22 protein-coding genes are annotated in these 24,724 nt (G+C 62.3%); 19 read left to right on the top strand and 3 right to left on the bottom strand.

Annotated elements, in window-relative coordinates:
• Positions 1–161: 161 nt before the first annotated feature.
• The gene (gene uraH, locus U9R80_RS08020) at positions 162–515 is read right to left on the bottom strand and encodes a hydroxyisourate hydrolase (protein WP_010225132.1); all 354 of its coding nucleotides are present in this window, start codon (positions 513–515) and stop codon (positions 162–164) included.
• A 386-nt stretch (positions 516–901) separates the two neighbouring features.
• On the opposite strand from uraH, the gene puuE reads away from it, so the two are divergent.
• The 7 genes from puuE (at position 902) to U9R80_RS07985 (ending at position 7,880) form a co-directional block, all read left to right on the top strand.
• Positions 902–1,828: an allantoinase PuuE gene (gene puuE / locus U9R80_RS08015; RefSeq protein WP_301836902.1), complete on the top strand. Its 927-nt coding sequence runs from the start codon at positions 902–904 to the stop codon at positions 1,826–1,828.
• Positions 1,828–2,343, top strand: a complete 516-nt coding sequence (uraD, locus tag U9R80_RS08010; RefSeq protein ID WP_301836903.1) for a 2-oxo-4-hydroxy-4-carboxy-5-ureidoimidazoline decarboxylase — start codon at positions 1,828–1,830, stop codon at positions 2,341–2,343. Before puuE ends, uraD begins: the two co-directional genes overlap by 1 nt.
• Positions 2,344–2,444: 101 nt before the next feature.
• Positions 2,445–2,948, top strand: coding sequence for an ureidoglycolate lyase (locus tag U9R80_RS08005; RefSeq protein ID WP_301836904.1), 504 nt, complete (start codon positions 2,445–2,447; stop codon positions 2,946–2,948).
• Between the two features lie 50 nt (positions 2,949–2,998).
• A complete protein-coding gene (locus U9R80_RS08000; RefSeq protein WP_301836905.1) occupies positions 2,999–4,324 on the top strand; it encodes a urate hydroxylase PuuD in 1,326 nt (441 codons plus the stop codon).
• Between the two features lie 132 nt (positions 4,325–4,456).
• Entirely contained in the window at positions 4,457–5,812 is a 1,356-nt protein-coding gene (locus U9R80_RS07995) for a nucleobase:cation symporter-2 family protein (RefSeq protein WP_301836906.1), read from the top strand.
• Between the two features lie 133 nt (positions 5,813–5,945).
• Complete coding sequence (locus U9R80_RS07990) at positions 5,946–6,731, top strand: outer membrane protein OmpK (RefSeq protein WP_301836907.1); 786 nt, start codon at positions 5,946–5,948, stop codon at positions 6,729–6,731.
• A 360-nt stretch (positions 6,732–7,091) separates the two neighbouring features.
• Positions 7,092–7,880: an outer membrane protein OmpK gene (locus U9R80_RS07985; protein ID WP_301836908.1), complete on the top strand. Its 789-nt coding sequence runs from the start codon at positions 7,092–7,094 to the stop codon at positions 7,878–7,880.
• 65 nt (positions 7,881–7,945) lie between these two features.
• On the opposite strand, the gene U9R80_RS07980 is transcribed toward U9R80_RS07985, so the two are convergent.
• The gene (locus U9R80_RS07980) at positions 7,946–8,854 is read right to left on the bottom strand and encodes a DUF808 domain-containing protein (protein ID WP_301836909.1); all 909 of its coding nucleotides are present in this window, start codon (positions 8,852–8,854) and stop codon (positions 7,946–7,948) included.
• 146 nt (positions 8,855–9,000) lie between these two features.
• Between U9R80_RS07980 and U9R80_RS07975 the strand changes: the two genes are divergently transcribed.
• Positions 9,001–9,609 (top strand): TetR/AcrR family transcriptional regulator, encoded by a 609-nt coding sequence (locus tag U9R80_RS07975; protein ID WP_028945425.1) that lies wholly within the window; start codon positions 9,001–9,003, stop codon positions 9,607–9,609.
• 129 nt (positions 9,610–9,738) lie between these two features.
• Here U9R80_RS07975 and U9R80_RS07970 read toward each other — a convergent pair whose 3' ends face one another.
• Positions 9,739–10,179 (bottom strand): GlcG/HbpS family heme-binding protein, encoded by a 441-nt coding sequence (locus U9R80_RS07970; protein ID WP_301836910.1) that lies wholly within the window; start codon positions 10,177–10,179, stop codon positions 9,739–9,741.
• Positions 10,180–10,435: 256 nt separating this feature from the next.
• Here U9R80_RS07970 and gcl point away from each other — a divergent pair, with 256 nt between their 5' ends.
• The 11 genes from gcl (at position 10,436) to U9R80_RS07915 (ending at position 24,724) form a co-directional block, all read left to right on the top strand.
• Positions 10,436–12,211, top strand: coding sequence for a glyoxylate carboligase (gene gcl / locus U9R80_RS07965; protein WP_301836911.1), 1,776 nt, complete (start codon positions 10,436–10,438; stop codon positions 12,209–12,211).
• A 57-nt stretch (positions 12,212–12,268) separates the two neighbouring features.
• Positions 12,269–13,051, top strand: a complete 783-nt coding sequence (gene hyi, locus U9R80_RS07960; RefSeq protein WP_105641569.1) for a hydroxypyruvate isomerase — start codon at positions 12,269–12,271, stop codon at positions 13,049–13,051.
• A gap of 107 nt (positions 13,052–13,158) precedes the next feature.
• Positions 13,159–14,049 (top strand): 2-hydroxy-3-oxopropionate reductase, encoded by an 891-nt coding sequence (locus tag U9R80_RS07955; protein WP_301836912.1) that lies wholly within the window; start codon positions 13,159–13,161, stop codon positions 14,047–14,049.
• 149 nt (positions 14,050–14,198) lie between these two features.
• Positions 14,199–15,479 (top strand): glycerate kinase type-2 family protein, encoded by a 1,281-nt coding sequence (locus tag U9R80_RS07950; protein ID WP_301836913.1) that lies wholly within the window; start codon positions 14,199–14,201, stop codon positions 15,477–15,479.
• Positions 15,469–16,884: a pyruvate kinase gene (gene pyk, locus U9R80_RS07945; protein WP_301836914.1), complete on the top strand. Its 1,416-nt coding sequence runs from the start codon at positions 15,469–15,471 to the stop codon at positions 16,882–16,884. Before U9R80_RS07950 ends, pyk begins: the two co-directional genes overlap by 11 nt.
• A 138-nt stretch (positions 16,885–17,022) precedes the next feature.
• The gene (locus U9R80_RS07940) at positions 17,023–17,910 is read left to right on the top strand and encodes an urea transporter (protein WP_301836915.1); all 888 of its coding nucleotides are present in this window, start codon (positions 17,023–17,025) and stop codon (positions 17,908–17,910) included.
• Between the two features lie 44 nt (positions 17,911–17,954).
• Positions 17,955–18,779: an ion transporter gene (locus U9R80_RS07935; protein ID WP_301836916.1), complete on the top strand. Its 825-nt coding sequence runs from the start codon at positions 17,955–17,957 to the stop codon at positions 18,777–18,779.
• A gap of 93 nt (positions 18,780–18,872) precedes the next feature.
• Entirely contained in the window at positions 18,873–19,871 is a 999-nt protein-coding gene (locus tag U9R80_RS07930; RefSeq protein WP_301836917.1) for a sulfate ABC transporter substrate-binding protein, read from the top strand.
• Between the two features lie 119 nt (positions 19,872–19,990).
• Complete coding sequence (locus U9R80_RS07925; protein ID WP_301836918.1) at positions 19,991–22,027, top strand: mechanosensitive ion channel family protein; 2,037 nt, start codon at positions 19,991–19,993, stop codon at positions 22,025–22,027.
• Between the two features lie 42 nt (positions 22,028–22,069).
• A complete protein-coding gene (locus tag U9R80_RS07920) occupies positions 22,070–22,456 on the top strand; it encodes a DUF2946 domain-containing protein (RefSeq protein WP_301836919.1) in 387 nt (128 codons plus the stop codon).
• Positions 22,457–22,555: 99 nt separating this feature from the next.
• Positions 22,556–24,724 (top strand): TonB-dependent receptor, encoded by a 2,169-nt coding sequence (locus U9R80_RS07915; protein ID WP_301836920.1) that lies wholly within the window; start codon positions 22,556–22,558, stop codon positions 24,722–24,724.

Raw genomic sequence — 24,724 nt, 5'->3', positions numbered from 1 at the left:
CCCCAAAGCCTCACCTTCGGGTGGGGCTTTTTTGTTGCCTCCAATGCCTCTCGCGGGGCAAGCCCGCTCCTGCTTGCGGGGTAAGGCAGCCGAATTCCAGGCAAAAAAAAGCCCGCCAGTGTGAGCGGGCAAGGACCTACGAAGATTCATCTAGCGACCAACTAGCTTCCGCGATAGGTCGAGTAACTGTACGGCGAGATCAACAGTGGTACGTGGTAGTGATCCTGCTCGGCGCTGATGCCGAATCGCAGTACCACCACGTCAAGAAATGCAGGCTCTGGCAGTTGCACGCCACGAGCACGGTAGTAGTCGCCGGCGCTGAACTGCAGTTGGTACACACCGCTGCGGTAGTCGTCGCCTTGCAGCAGCGGCGCGTCGCAACGGCCATCGCTGTTGGTCAGGGTGGTGTTCACCAGTTCCAGCTGCTGGCCTTCGACCCGGTACAGCTCGACTTTGATCGAGCTGCCAGGGCAGCCATGAGCGGCATCCAGTACATGCGTGGTCAAACGTCCCATTGCTTGCTCGCCTCTGTTCTATCTGTGGGCAAAAAATACCCGCAAGCCACACGGCAGCTTACGGCTGTCGGATTATTAAGACATTTTTCTGTAAAATTGTACACAATAATTCTGTATTCTTTACCGGCACACCGCTCCCCCCCTATAAATACGCCATCAGTCGCAAAACCACGCCAATCACTGACGCCAACGTCATTAACTGACCGATCAGGCAGGTTTATTGCAAGGCTCTCCCAGAGGGGTTTCGGGGTAAAAAGGCAAAGAAATACGAAAAAACAGACTTACAAACCGCAAACAAAGTTGTATACAATCACCTCATCGACGTGGCCGATACCCTACCTCGGGCGCCACGCCCTCCGTTGACACGTATAAGAAGGAAGACTGCAGTGAGCGCTGATTATCCTCGCGACCTGATCGGTTACGGCAATACCCCACCCCATCCGCGCTGGCCGGGGAATGCCCGCATCGCTTTGTCTTTCGTGCTCAATTACGAAGAAGGTGGCGAGCGCAACATTCTTCACGGAGACAAGGAATCGGAAGCCTTTCTCTCGGAAATGGTCGCCGCCCAGCCCCTGCAGGGCGCTCGTAACATGAGCATGGAATCGCTCTACGAGTACGGCAGCCGCGCCGGTGTCTGGCGCCTGCTCAAGCTGTTCAAGGACACCGGCGTCCCGCTGACGGTGTTTGCCGTCGCGATGGCCGCCCAGCGTCACCCGGACGCGATCCGCGCCATGGCCGAAGCCGGCCACGAAATCTGCAGCCACGGCTACCGCTGGATCGACTACCAGTACATGGACGAGGCCCAGGAGCGCGAGCACATGCTCGAAGCCATCCGCATCCTCACCGAACTGACCGGCGAACGCCCTGTCGGCTGGTACACCGGCCGCACCGGCCCGAACACCCGTCGCCTGGTGATGGAGGAAGGCGGCTTCCTCTACGACAGCGATACCTACGACGACGACCTGCCCTACTGGGAACCGAACAACCCGACCGGCAAGCCGCACCTGGTGATCCCGTACACCCTGGACACCAACGACATGCGCTTCACCCAGGTCCAGGGCTTCAACTGCGGCGAGCAGTTCTTCCAATACCTCAAGGACGCCTTTGACGTGCTGTACGAAGAAGGCGCCGAAGCACCGAAGATGCTGTCGATCGGCCTGCACTGCCGCCTGGTCGGCCGTCCGGCCCGCCTGGCTGCACTCAAGCGCTTCGTCGAATACGCCAAGAGCCACGATCAGGTCTGGTTCGCCCGGCGCGTGGACATCGCCCGTCACTGGCATGCCACCCACCCTTACAAAGCCGAGAACGTCTAATGACCGCTTTCAAGACCCTCAAGCCTTCGTCCCTGGAGCGCGCTGCGTTCGTCGAAGCCTTTGCCGACATCTACGAACACTCGCCCTGGGTTGCCGAGAAGGCCTACGACCTGGGCCAGTTGCAGGAAGTCGACCAGATCGAAGCCCTGCACCAGCGCATGAGCGACATCCTGCTCAGCGCCGAGCACGACGCCCAACTGGCACTGATCAACGCTCACCCGGACCTCGCCGGCAAGGCCGCCATCCAGGGTGAACTGACCGAATCGAGCACCAATGAACAGGCCGGCGCCGGTATCCACCAGTGCACCGCCGAAGAGTTCGAGCGCTTCACCGAGCTCAACGACGCCTACAAGGCCAAGTTCAAGTTCCCGTTCATCATGGCGGTAAAAGGCAGCAACCGGCACCAGATCCTCGCCTCGTTCGAAAAGCGCATCCACAACTCGGTCGAGGCCGAGTTCAAGGAAGCACTGGCGCAGATCAACCTGATTGCCCTGTTCCGCCTGCTGCAACTTTAAGGGACGCCGATGCCAGCGGGCCCGAGTGCGCGACGCGAGCGCACCCAGGGCCCCGGCAAGAAAATCGACACCCTCCACAACACAGAATAAAGAGAATCCGCATGCGCACTTTAGTGATTGAGCCATTGACCAAAGAAGCCTTCGCCCCTTTCGGTGACGTGATCGAAACCGATGGCAGCGACCACTTCATGATCAACAACGGTTCGACCATGCGCTTCCACAAGCTGGCGACGGTCGAAACCGCCCAGCCCGAGGACAACGCGATCATCAGCATCTTCCGCGCCGACGCGCAGGACATGCCGCTGACCGTTCGCATGCTGGAGCGCCATCCGCTGGGCAGCCAGGCTTTCATTCCGCTGCTCGGCAACCCCTTTCTGATCGTGGTCGCGCCCGTTGGCGATGCACCTGTATCGGGCCTTGTCCGTGCCTTCCGCAGTAATGGAAAGCAGGGCATCAATTACCATCGCGGCGTCTGGCACCATCCGGTGCTGACGATCGAAAAGCGGGATGACTTCCTGGTGGTTGATCGCAGTGGCACTGGCAACAACTGCGATGAGCATTTTTTCAATGAGGATGAGCAACTGATCCTCGCCCCCCACCAATAAGAGAAGACCTGAGCATCCGGCGACAGGATGCCAGGGTAGAGGTAAAGACTGTGGAAGCACATCTGTTGGAATGGCTGAACCTGAGCGTGCGCTGGGTTCACATGATCACTGGCGTGGCCTGGATTGGCGCGTCGTTCTACTTCGTCTGGCTGGAGAACAACCTCAACCGCGCCAACCCGCGCGACGGCCTTTCCGGCGATCTCTGGGCGATTCACGGTGGCGGGATCTACCACCTGGAGAAGTACAAGCTGGCTCCGCCAAAAATGCCGGAGAACCTGCACTGGTTCAAATGGGAAGCCTATTTCACGTGGATGTCGGGTATTGCCCTGCTGTGCCTGGTGTTCTACTGGAACCCGACCCTGTACCTGCTGGCTCCTGGCAGCACCCTCTCGGGTGGTGAAGGCATCGCCATCGGTATCGGTTCGCTGATCGCTGGCTGGTTCATCTACGACTTCCTCTGCGACTCGCCACTGGGCAAGCGCCCTGCCCTGCTGGGCCTGGTGCTGTTCGTGCTGGTCATTGCTGCATGCTACGGCTTCAGCCAGGTGTTCAGCGGTCGCGGTGCCTACCTGCACACCGGCGCGATCATCGGCACCATCATGGTCGGTAACGTGTTCCGCACCATCATGCCGGCCCAGCGCCAGCTGGTGGCCGCCATCGAAGCCAACCAGACACCTGATCCGGTACTGCCGGCCAAGGGCCTGCTGCGCTCGCGGCACAACAACTACTTCACCCTGCCGGTGCTGTTCATCATGATCAGCAACCACTTCCCGAGCACCTACGGTAGCCAGTACAACTGGCTGATCCTGGCCGGTATCGCAGTGGCTGCAGTGTTGGTTCGTCACTACTTCAACACCCGTCATGACAGCAACAAGTACGCCTGGACCCTGCCAGTCGGTGCCCTGTCGATGATCTGCCTGGCCTACGTCACCGGCCCTGCGCCGATGCCGACCGCTCCTGAGCAAGCCGCCGCCAAGGTCGAGTACCAGCCGCTGCCGGAAACCGCGCTGGGTGGCAAGACCGCCGCCGAGAAAGCAGCAGAGAAAGCCGCCGAACCTGCCCAGGCTGCCGCCCCTGCCGAAGCTCCGGCCGCAACCGTCGCCAAACTCGACGACGCCGGCTTCGACAAGATCCACAGCGTCATCCAGGAACGTTGCGCCGTGTGCCATTCGGCCAAGCCGACCAGCCCGCTGTTCAGCGCCCCACCGGCCGGTGTGATGCTCGACACCCCGCAACAGATCCAGCAACAGGCTGCGCGCATCCAGGCGCAGGCCGTTACCACGCAGATCATGCCACTGGGCAACATCACTCAGATGACCCAGCAGGAACGTGAACTGATTGGTGCCTGGATCGCCAAAGGTGCACCGACGCACTAAGGCAGCCGCAAGCTGCCAGCTGTAAGCGACAAGCAAAAAAAGCTGCAAGCCAAGCGCGTATTCCTGCTTCTTCTTGAAGCCTGGCGCTTGGAGCTTGCAGCTCAAAGAATAAAAACAAAACCGAGGTGTTGCATGTCCGAGTCACGCAAGGCGTACATCCCTGTTGCGCCCCCACGACAGCCACTGCCAATGCTCCAACTGTTCCTGGTGGGTCTACAACATGTCTTGCTGATGTACGGAGGCGCGATCGCCGTGCCACTGATCATTGGCCAGGCCGCCGGCCTTTCTCGTGAAGAAGTCGCTTTCCTTATCAATGCCGACCTGCTGGTCGCTGGTGTCGCCACCATCGTCCAGTCGTTCGGCATTGGCGCAGTTGGCATCCGCATGCCAGTCATGATGGGTGCAAGCTTTGCTGCTGTCGGCAGCATGGTGGCCATGGCCGGGATGCCCGGTGTCGGCCTGCAAGGTATCTTTGGTGCGACCATCGCAGCCGGTTTCTTCGGCATGCTGATCGCCCCGTTCATGTCCAAGGTGGTGCGTTTCTTCCCACCGCTGGTGACCGGCACGGTCATCACCTCGATCGGCCTTTCGCTGTTCCCGGTTGCCGTCAACTGGGCCGGCGGTGGCGCCGAAGCCGAAACCTTCGGCTCTCCCGTCTACCTGACCGTTGCAGCTCTGGTGCTGGCCACCATCCTGCTGGTCAATCGCTTCATGCGCGGTTTCTGGGTCAACGTCTCGGTACTGATCGGCATGGGCCTGGGCTACATCCTCGCCGGCTCCATCGGCATGGTCGACCTCTCCGGCCTGGACGACGCGCCGTGGGTGCAAGTGGTGACCCCGCTGCACTTCGGCATGCCGACCTTCAGCCTCGCGCCGATCCTGTCGATGTGCCTGGTGGTGGTGATCATCTTCGTCGAGTCCACCGGCATGTTTCTGGCCCTGGGCAAGGTCACCGACCGTGAAGTCACCCCGGGCATGCTGCGCCGCGGCCTGATGTGCGACGCCGGTGCATCCTTCGTGGCGGGCTTCTTCAACACCTTCACCCACTCCTCGTTCGCCCAGAACATCGGCCTGGTGCAAATGACCGGCGTGCGTTGCCGCTACGTCACCGTGGTTGCCGGCGGTTTCCTGATCCTGCTCAGCCTGCTGCCCAAGGCCGCGTTCCTCATCGCCTCGATCCCGCCTGCGGTACTGGGTGGCGCCTCGATCGCGATGTTCGGCATGGTCGCGGCGACCGGAATCAAGATCCTCCAGGAAGCCGACATCGCCGACCGCCGCAACCAGCTGCTGGTCGCCGTCAGCGTCGGCATGGGCCTGATCCCGGTGGTGCGTCCCGAGTTCTTCTCGCAGATGCCCCAGTGGATGGAACCGATCACCCACAGCGGTATCGCCATGGCCACCGTCAGCGCCCTGATCCTCAACTTGTTGTTCAACATCCTGGGCGGCGCCGAGCGCGCAGCACACAACGACGCCGCCCACCAGCACTGAGTCTTTGGGCGGCGCATGCCGCCCGGTTTCACCCGAGCAATACGCAGGACCGTCGACCCGTAGGAGCGGGTCGGCCGGGGCGCCTCGCGCCGAAAAACCCAAGACCAACAATAACAATGCCGGGAATCACAACATGAAAGGCATCACCACTTCCCTTCTGCTGGGCAGCAGTGTGCTGGCCGCTTTGCCAGCCACCGCAGGGGACTTGCTGCTCTGGCACACCAACAGCCTGACCTATCTCTACGGCAAGGACTTCCAGGTCAACCCTGCAATTCAGCAGACGGTGACCTTCGAACACGCCAACAAGTGGAAATACGGCGATACCTTCTTCTTCGTCGACAAGATCTTCTACAACGGCGGCACCGACCGGAACAAAGGCAGCAACACCTACTACAGCGAGTTCAGCCCCCGCCTGTCGTTCGGCAAGATCTTCGAGCGCAAATTTGAATTCGGCCCGATCAAAGACGTATTGATCGCCATGACCTACGAGACTGGCGAAGGCGACAACGAGGCCTACCTGATTGGCCCCGGCTTTGACCTGGCGATTCCCGGCTTCAACTACTTCACCCTCAACATCATGCAGCGCAACACCGAGGGCAGCCGCCCGGGTGATGGTGTCTGGCAGATTACCCCGACCTTCTCCTTCACCGTGCCGGTGGGCAAATCCGACATCCTCATCGACGGCTACATGGACTGGGTGGTCGACAACGACGAGACCCGCCGCGGCACCTACCACGCCAACCTGCAATTCAACCCACAGGTCAAATACGACCTGGGCAAGGCCCTGAACCTGGGCGCCAAGCAGTTGTACGTGGGTGTTGAATACAGCTACTGGAAAGACAAATACGGCATCGAGAACAGTGGACGGCTCGATACCAACCAGAGTGTGACCAGTGCCCTGGTGAAGGTTCACTTCTAAAACCTGACCAAACGCACAGTTTTAGCCACACCCGCTCCATGACGGAGCACTTGAGGACCCGCGCGCAAGCCAGTAATCTGCGCGCCCCCTCGATAGGGCAGGATGGATTCTGCCCGCGTTTGCTGACCGCTCAGTCAATGAATTCGGGCGGTTGGCAGGCGTGATGCCAACCTGATGTCCCTTTTTCAGCTGTTCAGAAAGACGTCGAGCAGGATTGTTGTGCCGTACCCGGAAAGTTGGCGCAGCTCTTGCCAATTAGCTGTGGCCAATCGAAAAAAACTGACTCGAAAGACAAGTAATGAACCCAACGGTGCCGCTCAGAGTACCGACAACAGATTCAATCAAGGGAGCAACACAGCGATGCGCATTACCAATAGCCTGATTCTCGCCGGCGGCCTGCTGGCGGCCAGTACCGCCGCCACCGCCGGTGATCTGCTGCAATGGCAGAACAACAGCCTGACCTATCTGTGGGGCAAGAACTTTGCCGTCAACCCGGAAATCCAGCAGACCGTGACCTTCGAGCACGCCGATGCCTGGAAGTACGGCGACAACTTCATCTTCGTCGACAAGATTTTTTATAACGGCGACAAGGACTTCAACAACGGTCCGAACACCTACTACGGCGAGATTCAACCGCGCCTGTCGTTTGGCAAGATTTTCGACCAGAAGCTGGAGTTCGGTCCGATCAAGGACGTGCTGCTGGCCATGACCTACGAATTTGGTGAGGGCGACACCGAGTCCTACCTGATCGGTCCTGGTTTCGACCTGGCAATCCCGGGCTTCGATTACTTCCAGCTGAACTTCTACCAGCGCAACACCGAGGGCAGCCGTGCCGGTGACAACGTCTGGCAGATCACCCCCGTCTGGTCGTACACCATTCCGGTGGGCAAGTCCGACATCCTCATCGATGGCTTCATGGACTGGGTCGTCGACAACGATGCCACCAGCCGCCGTGGCACCTACCACGCCAACCTGCACTTCAACCCACAGGTCAAATACGACCTGGGCAAGGCGTTGAACTGGGGCGAGAAGCAGCTGTACGTCGGTTTTGAATACGACTACTGGAAGAACAAGTACGGCATCAAGGACAGCGACGCCTTCGATACCGACCAGAACACAGCCAGCTTCCTGGTCAAGGTTCACTTCTGATCAAAATCGCCGGGGCAAGCCCGCTCCTACCCACCGGTAGGAGCGGGCTTGCCCCGCGATCCATTTCAGCCCTTCACAGCCCGCCAAACCTTGCCGACAATCGTCACAACCGCCAGCACCGCAGCCCCGGCGACAATCCCCACCCCGCCATTGAGCAACGCCGCCATCCACACCCCGCCCCACCCGTCACTGAAGGCTTCGATGGCGTGATGCAACGGCGCCACGCCGTGTACCAGAATCCCGCCACCGACCAGGAACATCGCCGCAGTACCGATGACAGACAGGCTCTTCATCATGTACGGCGCCGCCCGCAGGATGCCGTTGCCCAGCGCCTGGGCAGCGCGGGACGCTTTCTGGGTCAGCCACAGGCCCAGGTCATCGAGCTTGACGATGCCCGCCACCAGGCCATACACGCCGATGGTCATGACAATGGCAATGCCCGACAGCACGATGATCTGCTGGGGCAGTGGTGCATTGGCGACCGCACCCAGGGTGATGGCGATGATCTCTGCCGAAAGAATGAAGTCGGTACGGATAGCGCCTTTGATCTTGGTCTTTTCCAGGACAACCAGATCAACCGCAGGATCCGCCACCGCCTCGATCCGTTGCGCCTGATCGGCCTGGTCTTCAGCCTTGCTGTGCAAGAACTTGTGGGCGAGCTTTTCAAAGCCCTCGAAACACAGGAAGGCGCCGCCGATCATCAGCAGCGGGGTCACCGCCCAGGGGATGAACGCACTGATCAACAGCGCCGCCGGCACCAGGATCAGTTTGTTGAGGAACGAGCCCTTGGCCACCGCCCAGACCACCGGGATTTCCCGCTCGGCGCGAACCCCCGTGACCTGCTGGGCATTGAGCGCCAGGTCATCGCCCAGCACCCCTGCGGTCTTTTTCGCCGCGACCTTGGTCATCACCGAGACATCGTCCAATACCGTGGCGATATCGTCGATCAACACCAGAAGACTGCTTCCTGCCATGTTTGCCTGATTCCAGCGGGTTAAGAGGTGCTCAGCATAGCCCAAAGTCGCCACCTTGAGCCCTTTGCGAACGCGGTGCTACCATGCGCGACCGCCCTTTCAGGCCCGGTGCCGCTTGCGGCCCGACACGAGGAACAGCGTCAACCATGAGCAGCATTCGCGAGCGCAACAAAGAACTGATCCTGCGCGCGGCCAGCGAGGAATTTGCCGACAAGGGCTTTGCCGCCACCAAGACCAGCGACATCGCCGCCAAGGCCGGGTTGCCCAAGCCCAACGTCTACTACTACTTCAAATCCAAGGAAAACCTCTACCGCGAGGTCCTGGAAAGCATCATCGAACCGATCATGCAGGCATCCACCCCGTTCAATGCCGACGGTGATGCCAAAGAGGTATTGAGCGCGTACATACGCTCCAAGGTGCGCATCTCCCGCGACTTGCCCTTTGCGTCCAAGGTATTTGCCAGCGAGATCATGCACGGTGCCCCGCACCTGAGCCCGAGCCAGGTCGAGCAGCTCAACGAACAGGCCCGGCACAACATCGAGTGCATCCAGGGCTGGATCGACCGCGGCCAGATCGCCCCGATCGACCCGCACCACCTGATGTTCAGCATCTGGGCAGCGACCCAGACCTACGCTGATTTCGATTGGCAGATCTCGGTGGTCACCGGCAAGGCCAAGCTCGATGACAGCGATTACGAAGCCGCCGCGCAGACCATCATCCGCCTGGTGCTCAAGGGCTGCGAGCCCGACGCCTGAAACGGTAGGACAGGCTTGCAGTGGGAGCGGGGCTTGGAGTGGGAGCGGGCTTGTTGTGGGAGCGGGCTTGCCCCGCGATAGCGATCCCACAGTCACATCGCATCGCGGGGCAAGCCCGCTCCTACAGGGTTAAGCCGCTACACCGGCATCCGCCGTCAACCCCGCCTCTTCGATCGCACTGATCGCGCACTGCTCGTCGATGTCCGAGGTATCGCCACTGATACCGATCGCCCCCACCACCACGCCCTGCTGATTACGGATCAGCACGCCACCCGGCGCCGGCACCAGCGGGCTCTGCCCCAGACCATTGAGCGCGGCGAAGAACGCCGGGCGCTGCTGCGCGTCCAGCGCCAGCAGGCGCGAGCCCTTGCCCAGGGCGATCGCCCCCCAGGCCTTGCCCATCGCCACTTGCGGGCGCAGCAGGCTGGCGCCGTCTTCGCGTTGCAGCGCCAGCAGGTGGCCGCCGCTATCGAGTACAGCCACGGTCAGGGGAGCAGAGTTGATCTTGCGGCCCGCTACCAGCGCGGCGTTTACCAGGCTGACGGCGACTTTCAAGGTCAATGCGTTCATGGAAAGGTCCTCTTGTTGTTAGGAGCCCGAGGGCAGGTGTAAAAATCAATAGAACAAATAGAACACAATGGCGAATTTTTTTGTATACAATATTTTCAACGCGATAACCCAATTCTGACGAAAAGCCTTTTTTGCGGGCTTCCCGACGAAAGCACCCATCGCTGATGAAAATGGATTGACCAGAGTCGCCTGGCGTGAATACACTCTGACGAAAAGCCATTTGTATACAATTACAAAATCAAAGAGGCACAAAACCATGAGCAAAATGAGAGCAATTGATGCAGCCGTTCTGGTGATGCGCCGCGAAGGTGTTGAAACCGCGTTTGGTATTCCGGGTGCTGCAATCAACCCGCTGTACTCGGCCCTGAAGAAAGTCGGCGGTATCGATCACGTCCTCGCTCGTCACGTTGAAGGCGCCTCGCACATGGCCGAGGGCTACACCCGCACCAAGGCCGGCAACATCGGCGTGTGCATCGGCACCTCCGGCCCTGCCGGCACTGACATGGTCACCGGCCTGTACAGCGCCTCCGCCGACTCCATCCCGATCCTGTGCATCACTGGCCAAGCGCCACGTGCTCGCATGCACAAGGAAGATTTCCAGGCCGTCGACATCACCAGCATCGTCAAGCCGGTGACCAAGTGGGCGACCACCGTTCTGGAACCCGGCCAAGTGCCTTACGCCTTCCAGAAAGCCTTCTATGAAATGCGCTCCGGCCGTCCAGGCCCTGTGCTGATCGACCTGCCGTTCGACGTGCAGATGGCCGAGATCGAATTCGACATCGACGCCTACCAGCCACTGCCTGTGCAAAAGCCTGCCGCCAACCGCGTCCAGGTCGAAAAAGCCCTGGCCATGCTCGACACCGCCGAGCGTCCATTGCTGGTTGCCGGTGGCGGCATCATCAACGCCGACGCGTGCGACAAGCTGGTTGAATTCGCTGAACTGACCGGTATTCCGGTCATCCCGACCCTGATGGGCTGGGGCATCATCCCTGACGATCACCCGCTGATGGTCGGCATGGTCGGTCTGCAGACCTCGCACCGCTACGGCAACGCCACCATGCTCAAGTCCGACGTGGTGCTGGGTATCGGTAACCGTTGGGCCAACCGCCACACCGGTTCCGTTGACGTCTACACCGAAGGCCGTCGCTTCATCCACGTCGACATCGAACCGACCCAGATCGGCCGCGTGTTCACCCCGGACCTGGGTATCGTCTCCGACGCCGGCGCCGCCCTGGACGTGTTCCTGGAAGTGGCCCGCGAGTGGAAAGCCGCCGGCAAGCTCAAGGACCGCAGCGCCTGGCTGGAAGACTGCCAGCAGCGCAAATCGAGCCTGCAGCGCAAGACCCACTTCGACAACGTGCCGGTCAAGCCACAGCGCGTTTACCAGGAAATGAACCAGGTGTTCGGCAAAGACACCTGCTACGTCAGCACCATCGGTCTGTCGCAGATCGCCGGCGCCCAATTCCTGCACGTGTACAAGCCTCGCCACTGGATCAACTGCGGCCAGGCCGGCCCACTGGGCTGGACCATCCCTGCAGCCCTGGGTGTGGTCAAGGCCGACCCGACCCGCAAGGTCGTTGCACTGTCGGGCGACTACGACTTCCAGTTCATGATCGAAGAGCTGGCGGTAGGTGCGCAGTTCAACCTGCCGTACGTTCACGTACTGGTGAACAACTCCTACCTGGGTCTGATCCGTCAGGCACAGCGCGGCTTCGAGATGGACTACTGTGTGCAGCTGGCGTTCGAGAACGTCAACGCACCGGAACTCAACGGTTATGGCGTCGATCACGTCGCCGTGGTCGAAGGCCTGGGCTGCAAGGCCCTGCGCGTGACCGAGCCAGGCGAAATCGCCCCGGCCCTGCTCAAGGCGCAGAAGCTGGCTGAAGAGTTCAAGGTACCGGTAGTGGTCGAGGTTATCCTCGAGCGCGTGACCAACATTTCCATGGGCACCGAAATCAACGCGGTCAACGAATTCGAAGACCTGGCCCTGGTCGGCAACGACGCGCCAACCGCGATTTCCCTGCTCGACTGATCGCTTGAGCGGCCCTGCTGCGTGATGCACTGGGCCCACTTTTGCAAGGAGATATCCATGCCACGTTTTGCCGCCAACCTGTCCATGCTGTTCACCGAGCAGGACTTCCTCGCCCGCTTCAAAGCTGCAGCCGATGCCGGCTTCAGCGGTGTCGAGTACCTGTTCCCGTATGACTTCAGCTCGGCTGAAATCAAGCAGCAACTCGATGCCCACGGCCTGACCCAGGTGCTGTTCAACCTGCCGGCCGGTGACTGGGCCAACGGCGATCGCGGTATCGCCTGCGATCCAGCCCGCGTCGAGCAGTTCCGCGCAGGCGTGGACCTGGCCATCGCTTACGCCAAGGTACTGGGCAACACCCAGGTCAACTGCCTGGCCGGTATCCGTCCACAAGGTCCGGACTGCGCCACCGTGCGCAAGACCTTCGTCGACAACCTGAAATTTGCCGCCGACAAACTGGAAGCCGCCGGGATCAAGCTGGTCATGGAAATGATCAACACCCGCGACATCCCGGGCTTCTACCTGAACAACACCAAGCAGGCCCTGGAAATCCAGGCTGAAGTCGGCAGCAGCAACCTGTTCCTGCAGTACGACATCTACCACATGCAAATCATGGAGGGCGACCTGGCCCGCACCATGGAAAGCAACCTGGCCAAGATCAACCACATCCAGTTGGCCGACAACCCGGGCCGCAACGAGCCGGGCACTGGCGAGATCAACTACCGCTTCCTATTCGAACACCTGGACCGCATCGGATACCAGGGCTGGGTGGGCTGTGAATACAAGCCGCTGACCACCACCGAAGCGGGCCTTGGCTGGCTGAAATCGCACAACGCAATCTGAGAACTCCCGGTAGGAGCGGGCTCGCCCCGCGATTGCGGTCATCCCGCTACATCGCTATCGCGGGGCAAGCCCGCTCCTACATCCAACCATTACAAGAGGCTTTTCTCATGGCTAAAATCGGATTTATCGGCACCGGCATCATGGGCCACCCAATGGCGCAGAACCTGCAAAAAGCCGGTCACAGCCTGTTCCTGTCCACCCACCACGATGCTGCCCCGGCCGACCTGGTCGCCGCTGGCGCCGTTGCCCTGGCCAACCCGAAAGAAGTGGCCCAGGAAGCTGAATTCATCATCGTCATGGTCCCCGACACCCCGCAGGTAGACTCGGTGCTGTTCGGCGAGAACGGCGTAGGCCTGGGCGTTGGCCCGAACAAGGTGGTGATCGACATGAGCTCGATCTCCCCTACCGCCACCAAAGCCTTTGCCGAGAAGATCAAGGCCACCGGCGCCACCTACCTGGACGCCCCGGTATCCGGCGGTGAAGTCGGCGCCAAGGCCGCGACCCTGAGCATCATGGTCGGCGGCTGCCCGAATGCCTTCGAGCGCGCACTGCCGCTGTTCCAGGCCATGGGCAAGAACATCACCCGCGTCGGCGGCAGCGGCGACGGCCAGACCGCCAAGGTTGCCAACCAGATCATCGTGGCCCTGAACATCCAGGCCGTTGCAGAAGCCCTGCTGTTCGCCGCCAAGAACGGCGCCGATCCTGCCAAGGTGCGTGAAGCACTGATGGGCGGCTTTGCTTCTTCCAAGATCCTGGAAGTACACGGCGAGCGCATGATCAAAGGCACCTTCGATCCAGGCTTCCGTATCAGCCTGCACCAGAAGGACCTGAACCTGGCCCTGCAAGGCGCCAAGGAACTGAACATCAACCTGCCCAACACCGCCAATGCCCAGCAAGTGTTCAGCACCTGCGCAGCCATCGGTGGCGCCAACTGGGACCACTCTGCGCTGATCAAAGGCCTTGAGCACATGGCCAACTTCTCGATCCGCGAAGAGTAAGAGCGGGCTTGCCCCGCGGTAGAGGCGCCCCGTTGATTGCCTTCTGAATCAAGGCAAGCGAAGAGCAACACCCGCCCCTGGGTCGGCCTGCACGGAGGCAGAACCAGGGGCGTTTTCAGTTCTGAAGAACAATAAGATTGGAGCCTGCCATGTCGCTCGATCCGCAACAATTTCTGCGCGAGCTGTTCGCCACAGCCATCGATGCCGCGCACCCTCGCCAGGTCCTTGAAGCCCACCTGCCCAGCGACCGCAGCGGTCGCGTCATTGTCATCGGCGCCGGCAAGGCCGCAGCCGCCATGGCCGAAGTGGTCGAACGCAACTGGAAAGGCCCGGTTTCCGGCCTGGTGGTGACCCGCTACGGTCACGGTGCCAGCTGCTCCAAGATCGAAGTGGTCGAAGCCGCCCACCCGGTACCCGATGCCGCAGGCCTGGCCGTGGCCAAGCGCGTGCTGGAGATGGTCAGCAATCTCACCGCCGACGATCGGGTGATCTTCCTGCTGTCCGGCGGTGGCTCTGCCCTGCTGGCCCTGCCTGCCGAAGGCCTGACCCTGGCCGACAAGCAACAGATCAACAAGGCCCTGCTCAAATCCGGCGCCACCATCGGCGAGATGAACTGCGTGCGCAAGCACCTCTCGGCGATCAAGGGCGGCCGCCTGGCCAAGGCCTGCTGGCCAGCCACCGTTTACACCTACGCGATTTCCGACGTGCCGGGCGACCTGGCCACCGTCATCGCCTCCGGCCCGACCGTGGCCGACCCGAGCACCTCGGCCGAAGCCCTGGCGATCCTCAAGCGCTACAACATCGAAGCGCCTGCCGCCGTGACCGCCTGGCTGAACAACCCGGCGTCCGAAACCGTCAAGGCCGATGATCCGGCACTGGCGCGCAGCCACTTCCAATTGATCGCCCGCCCCCAGCAGTCGCTGGAAGCAGCTGCGGTCAAGGCCCGCCAGGCCGGCTTCAGCCCGCTGATCCTGGGCGACCTGGAAGGCGAATCACGGGAAGTGGCCAAGGTGCATGCCGGCATCGCCCGGCAGATCGTGCTGCACGGCCAACCGCTATCGCCGCCCTGCGTGATCCTCTCCGGTGGCGAAACCACCGTGACCGTGCGCGGCAATGGCCGTGGCGGCCGCAACGCCGAGTTCCTCCTGAGCCTGACCGAAAGCCTGAAGGGTTTGCCCGGCGTCTACGCCCTGGCCGGTGACACCGATGGCATCGACGGTTCCGAAGACAACGCCGGCGCCCTGATGACCCCACAGAGCTACGCACGCGCCGCGGCCCTGGGCCTGTCGGCCAGCGACGAGCTGGACAACAACAACGGCTATGGCTACTTCGCCGCTCTCGACGCCTTGATCGTCACCGAGCCGACGCGGACCAACGTCAACGATTTTCGCGCCATTCTGATCCTTGAGAGTGCCAACCATGACGCCTGACAAAAAAGTCAAAATCCTCGCTACCCTCGGCCCAGCCATCAACGGTATCGACGACATCCGCCAGTTGGTCGAAGCCGGGGTGAACATCTTTCGCCTCAACTTCAGCCACGGTGAACACGAAGACCACGCCCTGCGTTACCAGTGGATCCGCGAGGTAGAGAGCCAGCTCAACTACCCGCTGGGCATCCTCATGGACCTGCAAGGCCCTAAACTGCGCGTCGGCCGCTTTGCCGACGGCAAGGTGCAACTGCAGCGCGGCCAGGCCCTGCGCCTGGACCTGGACACCACCCCCGGCACCACCTCACGGGTCAACCTGCCGCACCCGGAAATCATCGCCGCGCTGGAGCCAGGCATGGACCTGCTGCTCGATGACGGCAAGCTGCGCCTGCGGGTGACCGCCAAGCACGCCGATGCCATCGAGACTGAAGTGCTCAACGGCGGCGAGCTGTCGGACCGCAAAGGCGTCAACGTGCCACAGGCGGTGCTGGACCTGAGCCCGCTGACCGCCAAGGACCGCCGCGACCTGACCTTCGGCCTGGAGCTGGGTGTGGACTGGGTGGCGCTGTCGTTCGTGCAGCGCCCGGAAGACATCGTTGAAGCGCGCCAGCTGATCGGCGACCGTGCCTACCTGATGGCCAAGATCGAGAAGCCTTCGGCCGTGACCCAATTGCGCGCCATCGCCGAGCTCAGCGACGCGATCATGGTGGCCCGTGGCGACCTGGGCGTGGAAGTGCCGGCCGAAAGCGTGCCGCAGATCCAGAAGAGCATCATCAACACCTGCCGTGAACTGGGCAAACCGGTGGTCGTCGCCACCCAGATGCTCGAGTCGATGCGCTTCTCCCCGGCCCCGACCCGCGCCGAAGTCACCGACGTGGCCAACGCCGTGGCGGAAGGTGCCGACGCGGTAATGCTGTCGGCCGAGACTGCCTCGGGCGACTACCCGCTCGAAGCCGTGCAGATGATGAGCAAGATCATTCGCCAGGTCGAGAACGGTCCGGACTACCAGGCGCAGCTGGACGTCGGTCGTCCCAAGGCCGAAGCGACCGTGTCGGACGCCATCAGCTGCGCGATCCGTCGGATCAGCGGCATCCTGCCGGTGGCCGTGCTGGTCAACTACAGCGAGTCGGGTGCCTCGACCCTGCGCGCCGCCCGCGAGCGGCCACGGGCGCCGATCCTCAACCTGACCCCCAACCTGTCCACCGCTCGTCGCCTGAGCGTGGCCTGGGGCGTGCACTCGGTGGTCAACGATCGCCTGCGCCAGGTCGATGAAATCTGCTCCACCGCACTGGAAATCGCCCAGGCCCAGGGCATGGCCAGCCGTGGTGACACCCTGTTGATCACTGCCGGTGTGCCTTTTGGCAAGCCGGGATCGACTAACACGCTGCGGATCGAAACACTGATCTGAAGGTGAAGCCTCATCGCGGGGCAAGCCCGCTCCTACCGTAGGAGCGGGCTTGCCCCGCGATGGCTTGCAAAACAATCCACGTGGGAAAACCCGGCCCGACAGAGGCCTCCCCACTCCACATCAACCCAGACTGCCCCCATGTACACCAAGAATTTCGTCAACCCGTGCCCCGACTGGGCCACGGCCTTGCTCAATGGCTTCAGCCAGGTCCTGCTGCAGCGCAGCCCGCTGTGCGGCCTGTTCTGCCTGCTGGCCATCACCCTGACCGCCCCCGACCTGGTCGGCGGCGCCTTGCTGGGCGCCCTCGCCGGGCTGCTGACGGCCCAGCGCCGCGGCTACAACCGCACGGATCGCCAGGCCGGCCTGTACAGCTACAACGGCGTACTGATCGGCCTGCTGCTGAGCTACGCCCTGCCCTGGTCGGCCATCCTGCCGCCGCTGATCATCGCCGCCGGCGGCCTGAGCAGCATGCTCGTGCACCAGTGGCTCAAGCGCGCCAGCTCCAATCTGTTGCTGCCGGCCTACACCGCGCCCTTCGTGCTGATCGGCTGGGCGGTGCTGGTGGTCAGCGAACCGGCCGCCGGCACTGCCAGCCCCATCGAGCACAATGCGCTCTATGCGCTGGCCCGCGGCCTTGGTCAGATCTTCCTGCTGGACAACCCGCTGGCCGGCCTGCTGATTGCCATCGGCCTGCTGATCGCCAACCGCTATGCCGCTGCCTGGGCACTGCTCGGCGCGGCGCTGGGCGGCAGCGTCGCCCTGCTCGGTGGCGAAGCCAGTGCCGCCTATGCCGGCCTCTACGGCTTCAACGCCGCACTCGCTGCCCTGGCCTTCAGCCAGACCCGCAAGCAACCCTGGTTGCCGCTGCTGGCCATGATCCTGGCAATCGTGCTGCAACCTGCGGTCGCGCAGTTGCCGGTCCCAGGCCTTACCGCACCGTTCATCCTGGCCTGCTGGCTGGTACTGATCGGCCAGCGCCTCACGCGCCAGCCGCTGGCGCGCCGTGCCGGTCGCTTGCATAGCTGAAGGGCTGCCCCTAGGCTCAGCTCCATCGTGTAGTGGAGCTGAGCATGGATACCCCTTTGAGCTGGCGTGAGCGGCTCTACATCATCGTTTTTCAAACCGACACCGTCGCAGGCAGACGCTTCGACAGCATCCTGCTGCTGATCATCCTCGCCAGCCTGATCACCGTGGTGCTCGACAGCATTGATGAAGTCCACCAGAACTACGCCGGCGTGCTGGCCGGGATCGAGTGGGGCTTCACCGCCATCTTCCTGATCGAATACGCGGTGCGCCTGTACTGCTCGCCCAAACCCCTGCGCTATGCCTTCAGTTTTTATGGCCTGGTCGACTTGCTGGCGATCGTGCCGGGGATCATCGCCCTGTACTACAGCGACGCCCAGTACCTGCTGATCATCCGGGTGATCCGGATGCTGCGCATCTTTCGCGTGCTCAAGCTCAGCCCCTACCTCAAGCAGGCGCATTACCTGCTCGCGGCTTTGCGCGGCAGCAAGCAGAAGATCATCGTCTTTCTGGTCAGCGTCTCGACCCTGGTGACAGTGTTCGGCACCTTGATGTATGTGGTCGAAGGCCCCGAGCATGGCTTTACCAGCATCCCCAAGGGGATCTACTGGGCCATCGTCACCCTGACCACCGTGGGCTTTGGCGATATCGTGCCCAAGACGCCCCTGGGCCAGGTGATTTCGTCACTGGTGATGATCACCGGTTACTCGATCATTGCCGTGCCTACGGGTATCTTCACCGCGGAGCTGGCCAATGCCATGCGCGGTGAGCAGCTGCAACACGACTGCCCGGTGTGCCGCAAGAACAACCACGAACATGGGGCGGCGTTCTGCTCCCGTTGCGGCAATGCGTTGTTTAAGAAAATGGAATAAGCACAGCACTTTTTAATCTTTTAGCGCCTAAAGCCGAACCGCTATAGTCGCTGGCAATATGCCTTTAACGCCTAATCGAACAAGGAATGCGCAGTGAAAAAACTCTTCAGTGCCTCGCTTCTGGCCGCAGGCCTCGCCCTGAGCAACCTGGCCCATGCAGCGCCGCCGCTGCTGAACGTCTCCTATGACGTGATGCGCGACTTCTACAAGGACTACAACGCTGCCTTCCAGAAGCACTGGGAAGCCGAGCACAAAGAGAAACTCACTGTGCAGATGTCGTTCGGTGGTTCGAGCAAGCAGGCGCGTTCGGTCATCGACGGCCTGCCGGCCGACGTCATCACCATGAACATGGCCACCGACATCAATGCCCTGGCCGACAACGGCAAACTGGTCCCCGAGAACTGGGTGACGCGCCTGCCCAACAACAGCGCGCCATTCACCTCGGCCACGGTGTTCATCGTGCGCAAGGGCAACCCCAAGGCCCTCAAAGACTGGCCCGACCTGCTCAAGGATGGCGTCCAGGTCATCGTGCCCAACCCCAAGACCTCGGGTAATGGCCGCTACACCTACCTCTCGGCCTGGGGCTATGTACTGAAGAACGGCGGCGACGAGAACAAGGCCAAGGACTTTGTCGGCAAGCTGTTCAAGCAGGCGCCTGTGCTCGACACCGGTGGCCGTGCCGCCACCACCACCTTCATGACCAACCAGATCGGCGACGTGCTGGTGACCTTCGAGAACGAAGCCGAAATGATCGCCCGGGAGTTCGGCCGCGATCAGTTCGAGGTGATCTACCCAAGCGTCTCCGCCGAAGCCGAACCACCGGTGACCGTGGTCGACAAAGTGGTCGACAAGAAAGGCACCCGCGCCACCGCCGAGGCGTACCTCAAGTACCTGTGGTCGCCAGAGGCCCAGGAAATCGCCGCCAACAACTACCTGCGCCCGCGCGATACCGCGGTACTGGCCAAGTACACCGACCGCTTCCCGAAAGTCGACTTCCTGTCGGTAGAGAAGACCTTCGGTGACTGGCGCACGGTGCAGAAGACCCACTTCAATGATGGTGGTGTGTTCGACCAGATCTACACCGGCCAGTAATCAGGCCCTTTTCGCGGGGCAAGGCCGCTCCTGCCGGAGCGGGCTTGCCCCGCGATTGCTCCTACAACGATCCGTTCATTGACTACCCTTTCCGTCATCCACGGTTCAAGGAGTACCCAGTGACCCGATCCTTCTTCGCCCTGCTGCTCGGCGCCCTGCTGAGCATCCAGTTGGCGTTCGCCGTCCCCCTGCTGCCCAAGGCCGACAAATCCACTGAACCCGCCGAGCCGGTGGTCCAGGGTGGCCTGCTGGGCGCGATTGCCGACGGCCTGGACGATGTCAGCCAGGAGCTGGATGTAGACAACCACGTGATCGACAACTGGCGCCTGCGTGCCGACCGCGCTGCCGATGAAGTCGATGAGTTGGTAACCAAGCCGGAGGGGTTGAGCTCCCTGGAGCTGTGGCGCGATTTCGCCATTCTCACCATCACCTGGCTGATCGCCTTTGTCGTGCTCACCCAGTTCGGGCGCTTTCTGGCACGCAGCAGCAGCCGCTCGCGCCTGCTGCGCGAGCGACCGCGCCCAAGCCAGGTGGTCAAGTACCTGCTGGTCTACACCCTCCCTGCCCTGGCCAGCCTGATCATCACCCTGTACATCAGCCACTACCTGGCAATCTCGGCCGGACGCGCCCTGGGCATGAGCCTGGCCTACGCCACCAGCAGCGGTACCTTTTCGACCTCGATCATCCTCTGCCTGATCACCCTGTTCGACACCGGGCACAAACGCACTGCCGTGCGCATCATTCGCCGGGTGGCACCTCGGCCGCTGTTTCTGATCGGCTTTCTGGCGGCCTGGAGCGATGCGCTCACCAGCCCGCAGATCGCCCGGCAACTGGGCGGCAACATCACCAGCAGCGTCGCCGCCGTGACGGGCCTGCTGGCGACCCTGGCGTTCGCGGTGCTGATACTCAAGCTGCGCCGCCCGGTAGCGCACCTGATCCGCAACCGCGCCTTGCGCGACCGCCTGGAGCATCGCGCGGTACAGGAAACCCTGCGCATTTTCTCGGCGCTGTGGTTCCTGCCGATCCTGATGATGATCCTGGTCTCGGCCATCCACCTGATCGGCGCCGGCGAAGAAAGCCAGCGCGCGTTGCAAAAGGCCCTGCTGACCTCGATCCTGCTGATCGGCACGGTGTTTCTCAGCACCGTCCTGCAACGCATGTTCAAGCATCAGGAGCAGGATGCACGGCAGCGCCTGCGGCCCTACAAGGAACTGCTGCGCAACCTGGCCCATGCCCTGCTGCGCATTGCCATGGCAGTGGCCTTCATTGAGCTGCTGGGGCGCATCTGGGGCTTCTCCGTACTGGATTTCGCCCTGCGCAACAGCCTGGGCCGCGCCATCAGTGATTCGTTGAGCAGCATCGGCCTGATCCTGCTGGTGACCTGGCTGCTGTGGGTGGTGATCGACACTGCCATCCAGGAGGCGCTCAAACCCACGGTCGGGCGCCGTGCCTCGCGCCAGCCCAGCACCCGGGTGCGGACCATCCTGCCAATGCTGCGCAACGCCATCAAAATCATCCTGGTGGTGATCTGCACCATCACCACCATGGCCAACCTGGGCATCAACGTCGCCCCGCTGCTGGCCGGTGCCGGTGTGGTGGGCCTGGCCATCGGTTTCGGTTCCCAGCAACTGGTGCAGGATGTGATCACCGGGCTGTTCATCCTCATCGAGGACACCATCGCCATCGGCGACTGGGTGGTGCTCGACTCCGGCCACGCCGGCACCGTCGAAAGCCTGACCATCCGCACCCTGCGCCTGCGCGACGCCAAGGGCTTCGTGCACTCGGTTCCGTTCGGCCAGATCAAGGCGGTCACCAACCAGTCACGGCAATTCGCCTATGCGTTTTTCTCGGTGCAGTTCAGCTACGCCACTAACGTCGACAGCGCCTTGAAACTGATCCGCGAAGTGGGCCACTCGATCAGTGAAGACCCGATGCTGCGCCACAGCCTGCAAGGGCCGCTGCAAGTGTTCGGGGTCGACAGCATGAACCTCAACGGCATCACGCTTACCGCACAGTTTCGCACCAGCTCTGGCGGCCAGTACGCGGTGAACCGGGCCTTCAACGAACGCCTGAAAAAGCGCGTGGACGAAACCGATGACGTGAGCTTTGCTCAGTACTATCCAGCCCCGCCCGGCCGTGGTGAAGGGCAGGCCTGATTGAACTTTCTAGCCCCTGACATCGGTGATAAAGTCGCGCCCATGAATCCCACCCGCGCCCACCGCCCGCTGATTGCCTGGACCTTGTATTTCTGTGTCCTGTTCAATCTGTTCGCCTGCGGAATCGGTCATGGGCAGATGATGGGCCTCAAGCTCAACGGCATCGGCGGCGCCTTCTGCTCGGCCATGGGCAGCGCCGGCCCTACCCTCAAGAGTGACTTCGGCGATCAGTCGGTCGCCGGCTGGGACAGCCTGCAAACCTGCCCGGTGTGTGCCGCAGCCGTGGTCTGCCTGGGCCTGGTGCTGGCCATCGGCTGGCTACTGGCCGCCGCCCGTACCCGCCGTTACCACCGTGAACTGCGCAGCAAGGCGCCACCGCGCTATTGCTGGCCTGCCGCCAACCCCCGCGCCTCCCCCCTTCTGGCTTGAACCACCTGGCCGCCTGTGCGGCTGCCTGTAATCGGCCCTATTGCCGTACCTGACTGACCGGTACCGCTGGCCGCTGGCTCAATTTCCAGAGTTCGACCCATGCCCTACTCCAATCGCCTATCCGGTTGCGCGGCGCTGCTCTGCGCGCTGTCTTTCAATGCCTCGGCCGAGGCCCAGCTGACGCTCCCCGACCTGCGCATCGAAGGCCGCGCTGATACCGAAGAAGGCGTCCTGCTCGACACACCCTCGCAAACCGGCTCCCGCCTGGGCCTGACCCCACGGGAAACCCCCGCGTCGGTGAACATCGTCAACCGCCAGCAGCTTGAACAGCGCGGCGCCCAGACCACCCAGGACGCCCTCAACGGCGTCCCCGGCATGACCGCCGCCTCGCCACCGGGCTCCGCAGGCTCGGTGGCCTACCGGGGCTTTTCCGGTGCGCAGATCACCCAGTTGTTCAACGGCATCAGCGTGCAATACGACTCCATTGCCGCACGCCCGGTGGACAGCTGGATCTACGACCGCGTCGAAGCCATCGGCGGGCCCTCGAGCTTCCTGTTCGGCGCCGGTGCCGTGGGCGGTTCGATCAACTACATCACCAAGCTCGCCAGCCGCGACGAGAACTTCAACGAGGGTCGCATCAAGTACGGTTCCTACGACAGCAGCGAAACCTCGTTTGGCTTCAACCATGCGCTGAACGAGGGCGACGGCATCCGCAACTACGCGCGCCTGGACTTCAGCCACACCCACAGCAACGGCTATGTCGACCGCGAAGAGCGCGATGCCTGGAGCGTGGCCTTCTCGCTGCTCACCGACATCAACGACCAGCTCTCCCACACCCTGGCCCTGGAATACCAGAACGAGACCGTCGACAGCCCCTACTGGGGCAGCCCGGTGCTCAACCCCCTGGGTGGCGAAATGAAGGTCGATGAAAGCCGGCGCTTCGAGAACTACAACGTCGAGGACGGTCGTTACGAGCAGCGGGTGCGCTGGCTGCGCTCGATCACCGAGTACCGTTTCAACGACGACACCTCGGTGCGCAACACCCTCTACCACTACAACACCGAGCGTAACTTCCGAAACCTTGAAACCTACGCCTACACCGCCGACAACAGCCACGTGAACCGCTCCAACGCCTTGCTGCAGCGTCACGACCAGGAGCTCAACGGCAACCGCTTCGAGCTGCTGCACCAGGGCCAGTTGCTGGGCATGAACAGCCAGTGGTCGGCCGGGATGGATTACAGCCATAACGTGCAGATGAACTACCCGCGCTCAGTCACCGGGGTGTTCGACAGTGTCGACCCTGCGCACTTCGATCCCGGTCACTTCTACGACCTCAAGGGCATGCTCCCGGGCTATCAGAAAAACCGCCAGAACACCGTGGACACCTGGGCGGCGTTCCTGGAAAACCGCCTGCAACTGACCGAGCGCCTGTCGCTGCTCACCGGCCTGCGCTACGACCATATCGACCTTGAGGTCCACAACTACCGCACCGTCGATGCCAACAACCCCCTGGACTTCAAGCAAACCTACGAACCCACCACCGGGCGCATCGGCCTGGTCTACCAACTGACACCGGCCGCCAACGTCTACGTGCAGTACAGCACCGCCGCCGACCCGCCCGCCGGTATCCTCACCACCGCGACCTTTGCCCAGGTGCGCGACTTTGACCTGAGCACCGGCAAGCAGATCGAGGTGGGCAGCAAGTTCGACTTTCTCGACGGCCGTGGCGCCGCCACCCTTGCCGCCTACCACATCGAGCGCAAGAACCTGGCCACCACAGACCCGGCCAACCCCGGCTTCACCCAGCCGGTGGGCAAGCAGTCGTCGCACGGCGTCGAGCTGGCGGGCTCGTTGCGCGTGACCCCGCAGCTGTTGGCCAAGGGCAACCTCGCCTACGTCGATGCCCAGTACGACGAGTTCAACGAGAACGTCGGTGGCACCAGCGTGTCGCGCAAGGGCAACACCCCGACCAACATCCCCGAGCGGGTGGCCAATCTGTGGCTGACCTACGACATCGACCCCAGCTGGCAGGTGGGCGGCGACAGTCGCTATGTGTCGTCGGTGTACGCCGATGCGGCCAACACCCGGCATGCGCCGTCGTACACGGTGTTCGGTGCCTTTGTCGGCTACAAGGTCGATGCCGACACCCGCATCACCGCCCGGGTACGCAACCTGACCGATGAAGTCTATGCCCGCTGGACCAGCGCCAGCATGCTCTACCTGGGTGCCCCGCGCACCCTGGAGCTGGCCGTGCAGACGCGCTTCTAG

Origin of the sequence: Pseudomonas sp. JQ170C (genome assembly GCF_035581345.1) — a bacterium.
Lineage (GTDB): Bacteria > Pseudomonadota > Gammaproteobacteria > Pseudomonadales > Pseudomonadaceae > Aquipseudomonas.
The sequence above is the reverse complement of the archived record's forward strand: the minus strand, read 5'-3'. Positions and strand labels throughout refer to the sequence as shown.

Bases quoted from the DNA above. Each gene is read 5' to 3' on its own strand.
- U9R80_RS08005 (WP_301836904.1), top strand. From the start codon at position 2,445: ATGCGCACTTTAGTGATTGAGCCATTGACCAAAGAAGCCTTCGCCCCT.
- uraD (WP_301836903.1), top strand. From the start codon at position 1,828: ATGACCGCTTTCAAGACCCTCAAGCCTTCGTCCCTGGAGCGCGCTGCG.
- U9R80_RS07990 (WP_301836907.1), top strand. From the start codon at position 5,946: ATGAAAGGCATCACCACTTCCCTTCTGCTGGGCAGCAGTGTGCTGGCC.
- U9R80_RS07970 (WP_301836910.1), bottom strand. From the start codon at position 10,179: ATGAACGCATTGACCTTGAAAGTCGCCGTCAGCCTGGTAAACGCCGCG.
- uraH (WP_010225132.1), bottom strand. From the start codon at position 515: ATGGGACGTTTGACCACGCATGTACTGGATGCCGCTCATGGCTGCCCT.
- U9R80_RS07995 (WP_301836906.1), top strand. From the start codon at position 4,457: ATGTCCGAGTCACGCAAGGCGTACATCCCTGTTGCGCCCCCACGACAG.
- U9R80_RS07950 (WP_301836913.1), top strand. From the start codon at position 14,199: ATGTCGCTCGATCCGCAACAATTTCTGCGCGAGCTGTTCGCCACAGCC.
- U9R80_RS07985 (WP_301836908.1), top strand. From the start codon at position 7,092: ATGCGCATTACCAATAGCCTGATTCTCGCCGGCGGCCTGCTGGCGGCC.
- gcl (WP_301836911.1), top strand. From the start codon at position 10,436: ATGAGCAAAATGAGAGCAATTGATGCAGCCGTTCTGGTGATGCGCCGC.
- U9R80_RS07915 (WP_301836920.1), top strand. From the start codon at position 22,556: ATGCCCTACTCCAATCGCCTATCCGGTTGCGCGGCGCTGCTCTGCGCG.
- pyk (WP_301836914.1), top strand. From the start codon at position 15,469: ATGACGCCTGACAAAAAAGTCAAAATCCTCGCTACCCTCGGCCCAGCC.
- U9R80_RS07940 (WP_301836915.1), top strand. From the start codon at position 17,023: ATGTACACCAAGAATTTCGTCAACCCGTGCCCCGACTGGGCCACGGCC.
- U9R80_RS07935 (WP_301836916.1), top strand. From the start codon at position 17,955: ATGGATACCCCTTTGAGCTGGCGTGAGCGGCTCTACATCATCGTTTTT.
- hyi (WP_105641569.1), top strand. From the start codon at position 12,269: ATGCCACGTTTTGCCGCCAACCTGTCCATGCTGTTCACCGAGCAGGAC.
- U9R80_RS07920 (WP_301836919.1), top strand. From the start codon at position 22,070: ATGAATCCCACCCGCGCCCACCGCCCGCTGATTGCCTGGACCTTGTAT.
- U9R80_RS07975 (WP_028945425.1), top strand. From the start codon at position 9,001: ATGAGCAGCATTCGCGAGCGCAACAAAGAACTGATCCTGCGCGCGGCC.
- U9R80_RS07955 (WP_301836912.1), top strand. From the start codon at position 13,159: ATGGCTAAAATCGGATTTATCGGCACCGGCATCATGGGCCACCCAATG.
- U9R80_RS07980 (WP_301836909.1), bottom strand. From the start codon at position 8,854: ATGGCAGGAAGCAGTCTTCTGGTGTTGATCGACGATATCGCCACGGTA.